The organism is Psychroserpens citreus (assembly GCF_055686305.1).
This window is the reverse complement of sequence record NZ_CM145999.1, coordinates 2,122,594-2,138,555: the sequence shown is the minus strand read 5'-3', so window position 1 is coordinate 2,138,555 and position 15,962 is coordinate 2,122,594. Positions and strand designations below refer to the sequence as shown.

At 33.9% G+C, this 15,962-nt stretch carries 18 protein-coding genes; 7 read left to right on the top strand and 11 right to left on the bottom strand.

Annotation, left to right across the window (positions count from 1 at the left end):
- Positions 1 to 23 precede the first annotated feature (23 nt).
- Positions 24 to 794: a M48 family metalloprotease gene (locus ACTU6T_RS09530; protein ID WP_460217982.1), complete on the top strand. Its 771-nt coding sequence runs from the start codon at positions 24 to 26 to the stop codon at positions 792 to 794.
- Positions 795 to 859: 65 nt separating this feature from the next.
- Here ACTU6T_RS09530 and ACTU6T_RS09525 read toward each other — a convergent pair whose 3' ends face one another.
- Positions 860 to 1,252 carry an ankyrin repeat domain-containing protein gene (locus ACTU6T_RS09525; RefSeq protein WP_460217981.1) on the bottom strand — a complete coding sequence of 131 codons (393 nt, stop codon included), beginning with the start codon at positions 1,250 to 1,252 and terminating at the stop codon, positions 860 to 862.
- A gap of 262 nt (positions 1,253 to 1,514) precedes the next feature.
- Between ACTU6T_RS09525 and gpmI the strand changes: the two genes are divergently transcribed.
- Together gpmI and ACTU6T_RS09515 are read left to right on the top strand one after the other, a co-directional pair.
- Positions 1,515 to 3,032, top strand: coding sequence for a 2,3-bisphosphoglycerate-independent phosphoglycerate mutase (gpmI, locus tag ACTU6T_RS09520; protein ID WP_460217980.1), 1,518 nt, complete (start codon positions 1,515 to 1,517; stop codon positions 3,030 to 3,032).
- A gap of 46 nt (positions 3,033 to 3,078) precedes the next feature.
- Positions 3,079 to 3,492 carry a BT0820 family HAD-type phosphatase gene (locus ACTU6T_RS09515; protein WP_460217979.1) on the top strand — a complete coding sequence of 138 codons (414 nt, stop codon included), beginning with the start codon at positions 3,079 to 3,081 and terminating at the stop codon, positions 3,490 to 3,492.
- On the opposite strand, the gene ACTU6T_RS09510 is transcribed toward ACTU6T_RS09515, so the two are convergent.
- On the bottom strand, positions 3,489 to 4,766 hold the full coding sequence (locus tag ACTU6T_RS09510; RefSeq protein WP_460217978.1) for an acetyl-CoA hydrolase/transferase family protein: 1,278 nt from the start codon (positions 4,764 to 4,766) through the stop codon (positions 3,489 to 3,491). The two genes, ACTU6T_RS09515 and ACTU6T_RS09510, sit on opposite strands and share 4 nt — an antisense overlap.
- A gap of 127 nt (positions 4,767 to 4,893) precedes the next feature.
- Here ACTU6T_RS09510 and map point away from each other — a divergent pair, with 127 nt between their 5' ends.
- From map to ACTU6T_RS09495, 3 genes are read left to right on the top strand one after another with little or no spacing between them, the layout of a single operon-like run.
- The gene (gene map / locus ACTU6T_RS09505) at positions 4,894 to 5,712 is read left to right on the top strand and encodes a type I methionyl aminopeptidase (RefSeq protein WP_460217977.1); all 819 of its coding nucleotides are present in this window, start codon (positions 4,894 to 4,896) and stop codon (positions 5,710 to 5,712) included.
- The gene (locus ACTU6T_RS09500) at positions 5,712 to 6,029 is read left to right on the top strand and encodes a cupin domain-containing protein (RefSeq protein WP_460217976.1); all 318 of its coding nucleotides are present in this window, start codon (positions 5,712 to 5,714) and stop codon (positions 6,027 to 6,029) included. The genes map and ACTU6T_RS09500 overlap by 1 nt, the downstream gene beginning before the upstream one ends.
- A complete protein-coding gene (locus ACTU6T_RS09495; RefSeq protein WP_460217975.1) occupies positions 6,029 to 6,808 on the top strand; it encodes a class I SAM-dependent methyltransferase in 780 nt (259 codons plus the stop codon). Before ACTU6T_RS09500 ends, ACTU6T_RS09495 begins: the two co-directional genes overlap by 1 nt.
- A gap of 94 nt (positions 6,809 to 6,902) precedes the next feature.
- On the opposite strand, the gene ACTU6T_RS09490 is transcribed toward ACTU6T_RS09495, so the two are convergent.
- The 3 genes from ACTU6T_RS09490 to ACTU6T_RS09480 form a co-directional block, all read right to left on the bottom strand.
- Positions 6,903 to 7,901, bottom strand: coding sequence for an FAD:protein FMN transferase (locus ACTU6T_RS09490; RefSeq protein ID WP_460217974.1), 999 nt, complete (start codon positions 7,899 to 7,901; stop codon positions 6,903 to 6,905).
- Entirely contained in the window at positions 7,902 to 8,279 is a 378-nt protein-coding gene (locus ACTU6T_RS09485) for a Na(+)-translocating NADH-quinone reductase subunit F (protein ID WP_460217973.1), read from the bottom strand. It abuts the gene before it with no gap.
- 66 nt (positions 8,280 to 8,345) lie between these two features.
- A complete protein-coding gene (locus tag ACTU6T_RS09480; protein ID WP_460217972.1) occupies positions 8,346 to 9,212 on the bottom strand; it encodes a DUF4846 domain-containing protein in 867 nt (288 codons plus the stop codon).
- A gap of 98 nt (positions 9,213 to 9,310) precedes the next feature.
- Between ACTU6T_RS09480 and ACTU6T_RS09475 the strand changes: the two genes are divergently transcribed.
- Positions 9,311 to 9,664, top strand: a complete 354-nt coding sequence (locus ACTU6T_RS09475; RefSeq protein ID WP_460217971.1) for a cupin domain-containing protein — start codon at positions 9,311 to 9,313, stop codon at positions 9,662 to 9,664.
- A 195-nt stretch (positions 9,665 to 9,859) separates the two neighbouring features.
- On the opposite strand, the gene nqrF is transcribed toward ACTU6T_RS09475, so the two are convergent.
- Genes nqrF through ACTU6T_RS09445 form a run of 6 tightly spaced genes read right to left on the bottom strand, consistent with a single transcriptional unit; the run spans position 9,860 to position 15,930 of the window.
- Positions 9,860 to 11,170 carry an NADH:ubiquinone reductase (Na(+)-transporting) subunit F gene (nqrF, locus tag ACTU6T_RS09470; protein ID WP_460217970.1) on the bottom strand — a complete coding sequence of 437 codons (1,311 nt, stop codon included), beginning with the start codon at positions 11,168 to 11,170 and terminating at the stop codon, positions 9,860 to 9,862.
- A gap of 1 nt (position 11,171) precedes the next feature.
- Positions 11,172 to 11,903 carry an NADH:ubiquinone reductase (Na(+)-transporting) subunit E gene (gene nqrE, locus ACTU6T_RS09465; protein WP_460217969.1) on the bottom strand — a complete coding sequence of 244 codons (732 nt, stop codon included), beginning with the start codon at positions 11,901 to 11,903 and terminating at the stop codon, positions 11,172 to 11,174.
- Positions 11,904 to 11,955: 52 nt separating this feature from the next.
- The gene (locus ACTU6T_RS09460; protein WP_460217968.1) at positions 11,956 to 12,600 is read right to left on the bottom strand and encodes an NADH:ubiquinone reductase (Na(+)-transporting) subunit D; all 645 of its coding nucleotides are present in this window, start codon (positions 12,598 to 12,600) and stop codon (positions 11,956 to 11,958) included.
- 2 nt (positions 12,601 to 12,602) lie between these two features.
- The gene (locus ACTU6T_RS09455) at positions 12,603 to 13,352 is read right to left on the bottom strand and encodes a Na(+)-translocating NADH-quinone reductase subunit C (RefSeq protein WP_460217967.1); all 750 of its coding nucleotides are present in this window, start codon (positions 13,350 to 13,352) and stop codon (positions 12,603 to 12,605) included.
- Between the two features lie 2 nt (positions 13,353 to 13,354).
- Positions 13,355 to 14,581 carry an NADH:ubiquinone reductase (Na(+)-transporting) subunit B gene (locus ACTU6T_RS09450; RefSeq protein ID WP_460217966.1) on the bottom strand — a complete coding sequence of 409 codons (1,227 nt, stop codon included), beginning with the start codon at positions 14,579 to 14,581 and terminating at the stop codon, positions 13,355 to 13,357.
- Entirely contained in the window at positions 14,581 to 15,930 is a 1,350-nt protein-coding gene (locus ACTU6T_RS09445; RefSeq protein ID WP_460217965.1) for a Na(+)-translocating NADH-quinone reductase subunit A, read from the bottom strand. Before ACTU6T_RS09445 ends, ACTU6T_RS09450 begins: the two co-directional genes overlap by 1 nt.
- Between the last annotated feature and the right edge of the window lie 32 nt (positions 15,931 to 15,962).

Here is a 15,962-nt window from a genome sequence, read left to right as displayed (position 1 = left end):
TTATAAACACTAATTACACTATTATGAGAGGAAGAAATTTAAAAGTACGATTATTAATAGGCGTTGCTATTGCTCTGTTTTTTGTAATAAAACGCTGCAGTCAGAGAGAAGAAAATCCATACACTGGTCGTATGCAAACCATATCAATGACTCCAGATAGAGAGATTCAAATAGGTCTGGCCAGTGCTCCACAAATGGCACAACAACATGGTGGATTGCATCCAAACAGTCAATATCAAGCTCTTGTAGATAATGTTGGTAAAAAATTAGTAGACAATAGTATTGCTAGAGAAACACCTTACAAATATGAATTTCATTTATTAGCCGATCCAAATACTATTAATGCATTTGCATTGCCTGGTGGACAAATATTTATCACTTATTCCTTATTTTCTAAACTAGAAAACGAGTCTCAACTTGCTGGAGTTTTGGGTCATGAAATTGGACATGTTCTTGGTCGACATAGTGCAGAGCGTATTGCTGAGAGTGAGTATTGGCAAGGTTTAGCTACAGCTGGATCAGTTGGTGGTGATATTGGAGGATTAGTTAGTGGTATAGGTCAAAACACACTACTTACCAATGGAAGAGATGATGAATTAGAAAGTGACGATTTAGGGGTTAAATTTATGATGCTAGCTGGATATGATCCTGAGGAAATGATTGGTGTTATGGAAATTCTGAAAGCTGCTGCTGGCCCAAACCGTGTTCCTGAGCGTATGAGTACACATCCTGATCCAGAAAATAGAAAAGAAAAAATTAGAGAATCTATAGAAAAATATAAAAATGCACTTTAATAAATATTAAAGTGCATTTTAAACTAACTAACTCAAATAATTGTCTTCTCCAAGACGTATGTATTTTAAGAATCTAAGCCTTCTATATAAGCTAAGATATCTTTTGCGTTTGACAGCTTTGCATATTGTTCTGCTGTCATTCCTTTTTCTGATCTTACTTGCAATTTTGCGCCTTTTTCTACCAGAAGTTTTAAAATTTCAACTCTATTAAACTTCGCTGCATACATAGCAGGAGTTAATCCATTTGATTTTTTGTTAACATCCTGACCTAAAGCGATCAATTTTGTAACAGTTTCTAAGTCTCCTTTAACAATAGACATACAAAAAGGATTAACCGCACCTTTAGCAACGGCTGTAACCTCATAATTTGTAGAAGATGTTGATGTTTCGGTTGTTGCATGTAAAGATGTAAAAGAGAATCCTAATGCGATTGCGATAATTACTGCTGATTTTTTCATGATGAAAGATTTTAAATTAATTGATTTTGTTTTTTGATTATACTAAAGAGACGACATATTTTCTAAAGTGTTACACAAAAAAATGTTTAATAACATTTATTTAACTGTTTGCAAACAAATCTGTTAATACTTTCATAATTAGAAATCTGAGGCAACTTTAGCTAACTAACCAAACAAATAATTTATAATTACTTAGATTTTATAAAATCAATTACTAATAAAGTGTGTGAAACGTTTATCTTTGGTTTTTAATGTTTTGACAATGAACAAAAAAGTGCTTTTAATGATTTTAGATGGCTGGGGAATGTCTCCAGATCCTAAAGTTTCTGCAATTGATAATGCAAAAACTCCATTCATAGATTCTCTTTATCATAACTATTCAAATGCTACGCTTAGAACTGATGGTTTACATGTTGGTCTTCCTGAAGGGCAAATGGGAAATAGTGAAGTAGGTCATATGAATTTAGGTGCAGGTAGAATTGTATATCAAGATTTAGTTAAGATTAACTTGGCTGTTCAAAATAATACATTAAAAGATGAGCAGGTTTTAATTGACGCTTTCAAATATGCTAAAGATCATAATAAACCTGTACATTTCTTAGGTTTGGTTAGTGATGGAGGCGTGCATTCTCATATCAATCATTTATTCGGTCTTATTGATGTGGCAAATGACTACGGAATCCAAAACTCATATGTACACGCTTTTACTGATGGTCGTGATGTTGATCCTAAGTCTGGATTTGGTTTTATCACATCATTAGAAACGCATATAAAAAACACCAATACAAAACTTGCTACCATTACTGGACGATACTATGCCATGGATAGAGATAAACGTTGGGAACGCATAAAATTAGCTTATGATGCTTTAGTTAATGGTATTGGTATACGTTCTCATTCTGCAACAGAATCAATTGAGAATAGCTACAACAATAATGTTACTGATGAATTTATCGAACCTATTATAATGGTTGATGAACTTGAAAAACCAGTAACCAAAATACAAAATGGAGATGTCATTGTATTCTTTAATTTCAGAACAGATCGTGGTCGTGAATTAACTGAAGCTTTATCTCAGCAAGATTTTCATGAGCAAAATATGCACAAGCTTGATTTAAAATATGTGACTTTAACTAATTATGATGACTCGTATCAAGGTATCGATGTCGTTTTCAATAAAGATAATCTTACTAATACTCTAGGCGAGGTTTTAGAAAAGCACAATAAAACACAAATTAGAATTGCTGAAACGGAAAAGTATCCACATGTTACTTTTTTCTTTTCAGGTGGACAAGAAGCGCCTTTTAATGGAGAAAGTCGCATATTACGTAACTCCCCTAAAGTTGCCACTTATGATTTAAAGCCAGAAATGAGTGCTTACGAATTAAAAGATGCTTTAATCCCAGAACTCAATAAAGGTGAGGTTGATTTTGTATGTTTAAATTTTGCAAATGGAGACATGGTAGGCCACACTGGAGTTATGGAAGCTGCTATAAAAGCTTGTGAAGCAGTAGACCAATGTGCAAAAGAGGTGATTGAAGCTGCTTTAGACAATGAGTATTCTACCATTTTAATAGCCGATCATGGAAACTGTGAAACTATGATTAACCCTGATGGTTCTCCTCATACAGCTCATACTACCAATCCAGTTCCAGTGATTTTAATTGATAAAGATAAACTTGTGATTAAAGATGGAATTTTAGGCGATATTGCGCCTACAATTCTTAAACTCCTCGGTATTGAACAGCCAGAGGCGATGACTCAAAAACCATTGGTTTGATAAATTATTAAAAATTGTACTTTTACAGCATAACAAAAATTAGCACATGAATTTTCAAGATAAACTTGTCATAGCTATAGATTTCGATGGGACTATTGTTGAAGACGCTTATCCCAAAGTAGGTAAAGCTCGAATCTTTGCATTCGAAACAATGAAACGCTTGCAACAAGATGGTCATCGCTTAATTCTTTGGACTTACAGAAGTGGATCGAAATTAAACGAAGCTGTAGCCTTCTGTAAAGACAACGGTATCACATTTTATGCTGTTAATCAAAGTTTTCCTGAAGAAAAATACGACAACTCAGTGAGCAGGAAAATTTATGCCGACATCTATATTGATGATAGAAATATTGGCGGTATCTTAGGTTGGGGTGAAGTATATCAACTTATAACTAATGAGGAATTAGGATTAAGTGCTAAATCAAAAAAGAAAGGATTCTTTTCGTTTTTAAGACGTTAACGCTTTCCTTCTATAAGTTCAAAATACATTTTATCAATATATGCTCTATGGTCTGGATGTGCAATATCTACTAAAGCCTTAACACGCTCATTTATTGTCTTTCCATATAAATTAGCAACACCATATTCAGTAACCACATAATGTACATGAGATCGTGTAGTTACAACTCCAGCTCCTGGTTTTAAAGAGGGCACTATTCTACTTATTCCTTTTTTTGTTGTTGATGGTAATGCTATGATTGCTTTACCACCTTCACTTAAAGATGCACCTCTAATAAAGTCCATTTGCCCTCCAACACCAGAATACATATGTGGTCCTATAGAATCTGCACATACTTGACCTGTCACATCCACCTCAATTGCCGAATTGATCGCTACCATTTTTGGGTTTTGTTTAATTATAGACACATCGTTAGTATAATTAGATGCTCTCATTTCTATAAATGGATTATCATCAACATAATCATATAAACGTTTAGAGCCCATTAAAAAAGTAGTTAGGGCTCTTCCACGATTTATCCCTTTATAATTTCCATTAATAACGTCATTTAATATTAGATCAATTACACCATCGGAGAACATTTCTGTATGCAAACCCAAATCCTTGTGATCAGTTAAACGTGTTAAAACAGCATTAGGAATGCTACCAATTCCCATCTGTAATGTACTTCGATCTTCAATTAGATTTGCAACGAAACCACCAATTTTGTCTTCAATAGCATTTGGCTTAGCTATGTCATGCGTTGGTAAAGGTTCATCAGATTCAACAAAATAATCTATCTCAGATACATGAATAATACCTGCTCCATGAGTTCTCGGCATTTGCTTATTGATTTGTGCCAAAACAAAAGTGGCATTATCTATAGCAGATAAAGTAGCTTCAACCGACACTCCTAATGAACAGTAACCATGTCGATCTGGATCAGACACATGAATCAAAGCTACATCTAAGTCAATAATATTTCGTTTGAATAATAGAGGCAATTCACTCAAAAAAACTGGGGTATATGAACCATTTCCTGCTTTTAATGTATGTCTTACATTTTTCCCTATAAAAAATGAGTTTACATGAAAACTGTTTTTAAGTTCTAGATTGGCATAAGGAGCCTCTCCTTCTGTATGCAACTGGCAGATTTCAACATTTTTTAGTTCTTCATGCCTTGCGGTCATTGCATTGATTAATACTTGAGGTGCCGCAGCAGCTGCTTGAATATAAACTCTATGATTGGATTTTATAACCTTTACTGCTTCCTCAGCAGTGACTGATTTATACATGATGCTCTGTCTTTTTCTATACTACAAAATTATTGCAGAATTTCATCTAAAATACTGTCAAATGTCATATTTCTATAAAAAAGAATTTCATTTTAATTTTAAGTATCTTTGCCCATATTTTTTAACAATGATTATAGTAAAAACAAAAGAGGAAATTGAATTAATGCGCCAAAGTGCATTAGTGGTTTCAAAAACCTTAGGAATGCTTGCAAAAGAAACTAAGGAAGGCGTTACAACAATGCAACTTGATAAACTTGCCGAGGACTTTATAAGAGCGCAAGGAGCTTTACCAGGTTTTTTAGGCTTATATGATTGTCCGTCAACTTTATTATGTAGCGTTAATGAAGCTGTTGTTCATGGATTACCAACAAACAGACCACTTGAAAATGGTGATATTGTATCTATCGATTGTGGTGCTCTAATGAATGGGTTTTATGGTGATCATGCCTATACATTTGAAATTGGAGATGTTGCTCCTGAAACCAAAAAATTAGTTCAAGTTACAAAAGCATCTCTTTACGAAGGCATTAGAGCTTTTAAAGCAGGTAATCGTGTTGGAGATGTAGGTTACGCTATCCAAAACTATTGTGAAGCTGAAGGCTATGGTGTTGTTAGAGAATTAGTTGGTCATGGCTTAGGTCGTAAAATGCATGAAGATCCTGAAATGCCAAATTATGGGCGACGAGGTCGTGGAAAAAAATTCATTGAAGGTATGGTTGTAGCCATAGAACCAATGATTAATGGTGGAACTCATAGAGTAAAACAACTCAAAGACGGTTGGACCATCGTGACACAAGATGGAAAACCGAGTGTCCATTTTGAACATGATGTTGCTTTAGTTGATGGTAAGCCTGAAATTTTATCGACATTTGCCTACGTGCATGAGGCTTTAGGAATTGTATCTACAGAAGAAGATGAGTTTAGAAAAGAAGCATTAGTACTATAATGGATATTGATATTTCAAATATTCCGCAACGAGAAATCATACCAGGTTATAAAGCGCGATTTATTCATAGTGAACGTATGACAACTGCTTATTGGGATATTGAAAAAAATGCCGAATTACCTCTGCACTCGCATATGCATGAACAAATTGCTATTGTTACTAAAGGCGAATTTCAAATGACAGTTAATGGTATTACTAATATATACAAACCAGGTATGTTATTGGTTATACCACCTCATGTTGAGCATTCTGGCAAAGCGTTAACCCATTGTGAAATTACAGATATCTTTTCTCCTGTACGAGAAGACTACAAGTAGTGAAAAAACTCTTTAAAATAATTTTAAACACCATTCCAAGGCCCTTATTAATAAGGCTAAGTTATGTAGCACGTCCTATAATCGCATTTTTTTTACAAGGGCAAAGGTATACTGATCCTATAGATGGAAAAAGTTTCAGAAGCTTTCTACCCTATGGTTATGGCAATCAACGCAACAATGTATTATCACCATCTACATTAAGTTTAGAACGGCATAGATTGTTATGGTTATATTTAAAACAAGAGACCAATTTTTTTTCTACTGAAAGTTCAACTGAAACAAAAAAAGTATTACACTTCGCTCCTGAACAATGTTTTTTAAAACGTTTTAAAGAACTAAAACATTTTGATTACACGACAACAGATCTTGAATCACCCATAGCAGATGTAAAAGCTGATATTTGTAATCTTCCCTTTACAGATAATACCTATGATATCATATTATGCAATCATGTACTAGAACACATACCAGATGACACTAAAGCCATGCAAGAATTATATCGTGTTTTAAAACCTGGTGGTTTTGGTATATTTCAAATTCCGCAAGACCTTACCAGAGCAAACACTTATGAAGATGATACAATAACAGACAGAAAGGAGCGCGCTAAAATTTTTGGCCAGTATGATCATGTGCGTATTTATGGTAGAGACTATTTTGACAAGTTACGACATATAGGGTTTACAGTAGATGAAGTGGATTACACCAATGCCTTTTCTGAAGAAGACATAAAAAAATACTGTTTAGCGAAAGGCGAAATTATCCCTGTAGTTTACAAATAAAAAAAGGCCGAACCCCGCTTAAGTAGAACAGCCTTTTTCATTATAGATTAATAGCAATATTAAGACCCCTAATTTTCAATAAAGTCACATAGACTTAATCTGGAAAATTATTAAGATTTAATGTTGCCAATGCTTTATTATCATTTTCAAAAACTAAAAACACTTTTAGTTCTGGATGGCTTTTTAAAAAGTTCGTAACTTTTTCAATACCCATCGCTTGAAATGCTGTAGCATAAGCATCAGCAGTCATGCAATCCTCAGCAATAACCGATACACTTAAGATATTAGTTTTACTAGGATATCCAGTTTTGGTATCAATAATATGAGCATAACGATTTCCATTTTCATCCAACTTAAATTTTCTGTATGTACCAGATGTAGCCATTGATTCATCTTTGAGGCTAATCGCTTTCAAAACCGATTGTTCTCCATCAAATCGCGGTTCATCTAAACCTACTTTCCATGCTGTGTTTTTTTCTTTATTAAGCCCTCTAGCTCGAATCTCTCCTCCTATTTCTACCAAATAATTTTTAATGCCTTTGGTCTCAAGAAATTCACCAATCACATCTACACCATAGCCTTTTGCAATAGCATTAAATTCAAGATAGGTGTTTAAATCATGTTTTTTTATACCTCGTATAGTATCACCAAACATTTCTAATTTATCAAAACCAACAAAACGCATTAAACTATCAATAGTTGTACTATCAGTTAAAAATTTATTTTTATCAGCACCAAAATTCCAAGCATTAACAACATTGCCAATAGTTGGGTCAAAGACGCCTTTGGTTTTTTCATATATTGCTTTTGATGCTAAAAAAACATTCTGGAAATGATTATCAAATTTGTATGACTCATTTCTATTAAATTTAGATATTTGAGAATCAGAAATATACGTAGACATCGATTGATTTACAACCATAAACAAACTATCAAATTGTTTAGTATAGTCGATCTCAGAATCATAAATCACGCTATAAGATGTCCCAAAAACAGGTCCAGATAGTTTAGTGTTAATCGATTTAGATATAACATTTTTTTCCTCTTTACAAGAGAAACAAATAATAACAAGTAGTAATAGATACCGTTTCATTTAATTGAGATTAGATTCGATGAATTGAATGCCATTATATTCAATAAGATAATCTTCATTTAAATAGACTGGTAGTTCTTCACCTTTTGGATTACCAAGTCCCACACCAGCGTATAAAACTTTAGCATTGTTTTCAAGAGCATGCTTTTTAAAGGTTTCCATCCAAACAACATCGTAATTATTTGGGTTTTCTGGTAGTAATACAGCTCTAACAATTACAAAAAAGTATTGGCTATTTTTATCAATACACACGAATTGAGGATGACGCTTTAACTTGCTATTAATCGCTACGAATTCAAAGCCACGCTGTTCTAATTCTTTGCCAACATGGTTCATTGCTAAGTTATGAAGTTCCTGTGGTGTTAAGGCTTTGCTCATACTACAAAAATACAATAATGCTTTGGTAACAGAAAGCCGTTTTCCTAACATTAGAAAATAAAAAGACTATTTAAATCTTACAAATTTCGAACTACTAAATGTATAATTAGACACTGGGATTACAGCATCTTTTTTGAGCTCATACCATGGCGAAATTTTAGAATCTTCTAGATTTTTAACAAGATGTACACTTTGTGCAGGTGTATTTCCTTGAAAAAGCAGAAACAACTTATCCCCATTAGCATTAACAACTTCATCACAAATCATCACAATATGTCCAGGCGAGCCACCTTTTATAAGCATATCACCAATTTGCAAATCACTATCATCAATAGATTTAAGCTCATTAAAAAGCGATAGGGTTCCTGAATATGTAAAGATTAAATTTAAGTAGTTGTAAAAATTCTCCTTTGAATGATTGGCTACAGCTGTTTTACTAAAACTAACTGTATTACCATTAATTTTTGGACGATAACCTTCAGCATATTTTAGCCAAGAACAATAATGTCCTGAAGTAAAATTAAATCCAATTTCATCTTTTCTATTTGTATTCCAAAGGTACTCACTTCTCACTCTTATGAGCGCATCTGCACATTGTTGCAATCCATTTTTTGGAACTGGAATATCAAGAATACCTATATGACCACTTTGCCAAAAATATTCAGAATTGTCATAATTGATAATCTTACTTCCAAATGGTTTCAACTTATAATGTCTTAAGTATTCTGCAAAACTTCCGTTTTCGTAAGTGACACGTTTATACCCATCAGGAACCTTAACTCTAGAATTAATTGTTACACTATCAGTATTAATTAAATTAGTAGTTACTACTCTAGCTTTGGCCATTTGCACTACAGTTTTAACAGGTCTAAATTGATAGGCAATTACTGCCAGTATCAACACAATTATAATGGTTAGTATACTTTTTCTCATACTACTAGAACGTCATCTATCGCTTATTTGTTATACAACAATTAAAGACGTACATTTAATATATGCTAAATACTCGGACATTCTATAAATTTTATTACATGGCGTTATGTATTAGTTTTTTATGTGTAGGATGTAAACAATCGACAATTTTGCCCGACCCATTAGAAGCAGGCTGGAATAATGAAGCTGTTTGCGAACTTGTAGATGACAATGAAAATGTTAGAGTACTAAGGTGTACTTTTGCTCCTGGTGTTGGTCATGAAAGACACTATCACAATCCACATTTTGGATATACCTTAGCTGGAAGTAAGTTTAGAATTAAAGACACAACAGGAACACGTGAAGTGAATATACCTACTGGTTATAGTTTTAATAATAATCGTATTGAATGGCACGAAGCACTTAATATAGGAGATAGTACTGCCGTATTTCTAATTATAGAATATAAATAATGAGTGGTTTTGACATTGTGATGGTAATTGCCATCATACTCTTTGCAAGATTAGGAGTACGATTGGTAACAGGGTATATTAGGATGAAAAAAGAGAACCAAGATGGTTCTAAAAAAAATTAAAAATGTTTAGAACATAAAAAAAACCAACTCGCAATAAGTTGGTTTTTTTTTATAATCAAATGTCATTTAGTATTTATCCACCAAAGTCATCGAATCTAATGTGTTCATCTGGAATTCCAAAATCTTCTCCCATTTTCTGAACCGCTTGGTTCATTAATGGAGGTCCACAGAAATATAACTCAATATCTTCAGGAGCTTCGTGATGATTTAAATAATTGTCGATTACACAATTGTGTATAAACCCAACAAATCCATCACCAATCTCATCATTAATATCTGTCTTCACTTTCCAGTTATCTTCTTCCATTGGTTCAGACAGTGCCATATAGAATTTGAAGTTAGGGAAATCTTTTTCTAATTTTCTGAAATGCTCAATATAGAATAGCTCTCTTTTTGAACGTCCTCCATACCAATACGTTACTTTACGACCCGTTTTGATAGTTCTAAATAATTGGTATAAATGAGAGCGCATTGGAGCCATACCAGCACCACCTCCAACGTATAACATTTCACTATCAGACTCATTAATAAAGAATTCACCATAAGGTCCAGAAATGGTTACCTTATCACCAGGTTTTTGAGCAAAAATATAAGATGATGCAACCCCAGGATTAACATCCATCCATGCATTTTTAGAACGATCCCAAGGCGGTGTTGCAATACGAACATTCAACATAATCTCGCGACCTTCTGCTGGGTAAGAAGCCATAGAATAAGCTCTTTCAACTGTTTCATCGTTTTTCATGACTAATGGCCATAATCCAAATTTATCCCATTCAGCTTGAAATTTATCTGCTGTTTCATGCTCTTCAGGGTGAGCTGTTATATCAATATCAGAATATTTGATTTCACATTGTGGAATTTCAATTTGAATATATCCACCTGCTTTATATCCCATATCTTCAGGAATCTCAACAACAAACTCCTTGATAAATGATGCTACATTATAGTTACGTACGACTGTTGCTTCCCACTTTTTAATTCCGAAGATTTCTTCTGGAATTGTAATTTCCATATCCTGCTTCACTTTTACTTGACAAGATAAACGTGCTCCATGTTGCAATTCTTTTCTACTGAAATGAGGTGTTTCAGTTGGTAATGCTTCTCCTCCTCCTGAAAGGACATGACATTCACATTGGATACAAGTTCCTCCACCACCACAAGCAGATGGTAAGAATATTTTTTCACCACCTAAAGTAGATAACAATGTACCTCCCGAAGCGACTTGAATTTCTTTTTCACCATTAATTTTGATCGTAACTGGACCTGATGGTGATAGCTTTTGTTTTACAAATAATAACAACGCTACTAATGCTAGTGTAACGATTAAGAACGCTACGATTGTTGCTATAACTGTTCCTGTTGTTCCTGCTGCTAAAATCATACTATTCTTCTATTTTAGTGTTATTAGCTACACTTAGACTGCTCTCAGTGTCTGATTCTTCTATACTTTGATTTGGCAATACTTGCGCAGTTGTCTCTTCTTTAGCTTCTTCGTCACCACCAGTCAACATCCCACCAAAGCTCATAAAACCAATAGCCATTAATCCTGTAATAATAAATGTTATTCCTAAACCTCTTAAAGCTGGTGGTACATTAGAGTATCTGATTTTTTCTCGAATTGCAGCAATGGCTAAAATAGCCAAGAACCATCCAATACCAGAACCAATTCCATAAGTTGTAGCTAGGCCAAGTGTTGCAATTTCACGTGATTGCATAAACAAAGACCCTCCTAAGATGGCACAGTTTACTGCAATTAATGGTAAAAATATACCAAGAGAGTTGTATAATGAAGGAGAGAATTTTTCAACAATGATTTCTACTAACTGTACCATGGTTGCAATAGTTGCAATAAACATGATAAACGATAAAAAGCTTAAATCGTAGTCTGCATATTCTTCACCTAACCAAGATAATGCACCAGGTTGTAAGATATATTGATCTAGCATCCAGTTTAAGGGTACAGTAATCGCTAACACAAAAATCACAGCTGCTCCAAGACCTACTGCTGTAGATACTTTTTTAGATACTGCAAGGTACGAACACATTCCAAGGAATGTGGCAAATACCATGTTATCTATAAATATCGATTTGAAAAATAATTCTATATGTTCCATATTGTATATTTTGATGCTATTCCGAATCAATTTCGGAATCACATTTCAAGTTTTAATCTTCTACTAAATCTTTATTTCTTGTACGTTGTACCCAAATGATAATTCCAACTACAATTAATGCCATTGGAGACAATAGCATAAAACCATTATTTTCGTAGCCTATTGAATACAATCCTGTTTTTTCAATAGGGTCTCCTAATACAGGAATTCCTAATAAAGTTCCAGAACCAAGTAATTCTCTGAAGAACCCTACAATAATCAATATTACTGCATATCCTAAAGCGTTACCTATACCATCTAAGAATGATCTCCATGGTCCGTTACCTAAAGCAAAGGCTTCAAAACGTCCCATAATGATACAGTTAGTAATAATCAATCCTACGAAAACCGAAAGTGTTTTACTAAGTTCATAAGCAAAAGCTTTCAGTACTAAATCAACAATAATCACTAGCGTTGCAACTACAATAAGTTGTACAATGATTCTAATTTTTGATGGAATGATATTACGCATTAAAGAGATAACAACGTTACCAACACCTAACACAAACAATACTGAAATAGACATTACTATTGATGCCTCTAATTCTGCTGTAATCGCCAATGCAGAACAAATACCTAATACCTGAATTGTAATTGGGTTATTATCAGCTAACGGATCTTTTATTAAAGCTGCGTCTTTTTTCGAAAGTAAGCCCATATTTATTGTTTTAAAGTTTTAAAATAAGGTACATATAGCTTAAGATCATTTTTAATCATTGCTGACACACCATCACCTGTAATTGTTGCTCCAGCAATAGCATCTACCTCATTATCTGTTTTATCATTATTCTTTGGATCTGCGTTACCTTTTGCAACATTGATTCCTTTAAAGCTACCATTAGACATCAAATGCTCGCCAATAAAATCATCCATAAAGAAACGTTGTTTGATGTTAGCTCCTAAACCAGGAGTTTCACCTTTATGATCAAAATAAGCACCCTGAACAATCATATTCTCATCCATAGCAATATATGCCCAAATTGCATCCCATAGTCCTTTACCACGAATTGGTGCTATATAGTATTTCTTACCTTTTTCATCTTCTCCAACGAACAATGGTAATTGTCGTTCTTCCCCTGCTTTAGCCTTAGCTTGCTCTTTCTTAACATCAATCAAATAAGCCTGATTGTCTTCTTTGGCTTGACCATTGGCACTAATAACTAATTGTTGTTTGATATACTTGGTAAAAAGCTCTGGTGCATCATCGGTAGACACAAAATTCGCGCTTGTTCCTTCATTTTCATTAATACCCATTGCGTACAAAATATTTTGTTGCTTTTCTAGGCGTTCATTTTCAGTGATTTTTGGTTTTAATGTTGACGCTAAAAACGCTAATAAAAAACCAACTACAATTACCATTGCTATCGCAAAAAGTATGGTATATAAATTTTTATCTGTTCTTTTTTCCATCGTTAAGCAGTTTTAACTTTTAGACGTTTCATACGACGTTTTACATTTCCTTGAACCACATAGTGATCAATAGTTGGCGCAAAAACATTCATCAATAGAATGGCTAGCATCACACCTTCTGGATAAGCTGGATTAAATACACGAATCATGATTGAGATGAATCCAACTAAAAATCCGTAAATCCATTTTCCTTTATTTGTTTGGGAAGCTGTTACTGGATCGGTAGCCATAAAGACTGTACCAAAGGCAAAACCTCCAATAAGAAGATGGTGCCAGAACTCTGTACTCATTAATCCATAAAACTTACTTGATTCGGTAATCCAACCAGAACTTACAACACCATTAAATATTAATCCCATTACTAGCGCTCCAATTACTGAAGACAACATGATTCTCCAACTTCCTATTTTAGTAAATATTAAGAATAATCCTGCTAGTAAAATTAAGATAGTAGACGTCTCACCAACAGACCCTGGTATTAATCCATAGAACATATCCATGATTTGATATCCAGCATCTTTATTCTGTGCTAAACTCCCTAGTATTGTTTCACCTGAAACAGCATCAAGATTCTCACCAGCAGCAATCAATTGATCACGTTCTACGGCACCTTGAACCCAGACTTTATCTCCTGACATCCAAGTAGGGTAAGCAAAAAACAAAAAGGCTCTAATTGTTAAAGCTGGATTTAGGATATTCATCCCAGTTCCTCCAAAAACTTCTTTACCAATAACAACTCCAAATGCTACTGCTACTGCAAGCATCCATAGTGGTGTGTCTATTGGAACGATTAAAGGCACTAACATCCCTGTTACTAAGTATCCTTCTTCTACTTCATGGCTATTCTTTATGGCAAAGAAAACCTCAATGGCTAAACCAACAACATAAGACACTATTACTAGTGGAATAACTTTCCAGAAGCCTACCATGAAATTATCCATCGTCCAGAATGCTTTGCTAAAGAATCCACCTGTAGCTGCTTCAATCTCGCCAAATGCCAAATGATGTTGATAACCAGCATTAAACATTCCAAAGATTAAACAAGGTACCATTGCCATAATAACGGTGTTCATGGTACGCTTTAAATCATCGGCTGCTTTTATATGAGTTCCATTATGAGTGGTCTCATTAGGTAAGAATAAAAAAGTATGAATTGCAGAAAATGCTGGCAACCATTTTTTGTCTTTATTCTTTTGCTTGAAATTATGTAAACTATTTTTTAAACCCATTATCCTATCTCTTTAAGCATTAAGTCTAAACCTTTTCTAATAATATCTTGATGTGGTTGTTTAGACACACAAATAAATTCTGTCAAAGCAAAATCTTCAGGTGCAACTTCATACATTCCTAAAGCTTCCATTTCATCTAAATCTTCATACATACAAGCCTTTAATATTTGTAAAGGATAAATATCTAATGGAAAAACATTTTCATACGAGCCTGTTACAACAAACGCACGATGTTCACCATTTGTATTGGTATTTAAATCATATTTTTTCTTCGGATTTAACCAAGAAAATGTCAATGCTCTTGATGTTGAAATTTTATTAAATATTGGTTTATTCCAACCAAAGAATTCATAATCATCTCCTTCAGGAATAACAGTAATCACATTATCATAATACCCTAAACTCCCATCAGGTTTTATCTGCTTTCCTGATAATACATTTCCAGAAATTATACGGTTATTACCTTCTTTTTCAACCCCTTTATCGTAAATCATTGTGGCAACTTCGCTACCAATTTTAGTTTTAAAATACCTTGGCTTTTCTACAGAAGATCCAACAAGAGCAACAACGCGCTCAGCATTAAACTTCCCAGTAAGTAACAGTTCTCCAATAACAACTAAATCTTTAGCATTAACAGTCCATACTGTTTCTCCTTTATTAATAGGATCCAATTTATTGATATGAGTACCAACATTTCCTGCAGGATGCGGACCAGACACTTTATGTACGGTTACATCATTTAATCCAGCTAATGGCGAGCTATTAGATCTAACACCAATATGAACTTGGCCTTCAGTTAATTTAGCAAGTGCTGAAACTGCAGCTTGCAGTTCTGCTTCTTTTCCATTAAGAACAAAATCTAAATCTGCTGCAAGAGGCGCAGTATCATTACCAGAAATAAAAATCGCTTTTGGAGATTTCTCAGGGTTAGCAATAACATCATATGGTCTTTGTTTGATAAAAGGCCAACATCCTGTAGCTAACAAATGTGCTTTAGTTGTATTTGCATCAGCATTGGAGCTAAACTTTCCGAAATCTTTAAAAGATTGTGATTTATCTGCTTGAATCTTAATCGCATCAATACGACGTTTTGGCCCTCTTTCTACTTCTACCACAGTTCCTGAAACTGGCGACACAAACTTTACATCTTCATTAGATTTATCATAAAAGATAACATCTCCTGCTTGTAAAGTAGCACCTTCTTTTGCTACAAGTTTAGGAATAACGCTGTGAAAATCTTCAGGTCTGATAGTGCAGAAATTACTTATAATGGCTTGTTCTACTGTTTTTTCAGCTTCACCAACAAGTTTAATATCCAGACCTTTTTTAATTTTAATGTCTTTTGACATACGCTTTATATTGAAATTAGTTGTCTAAAAAT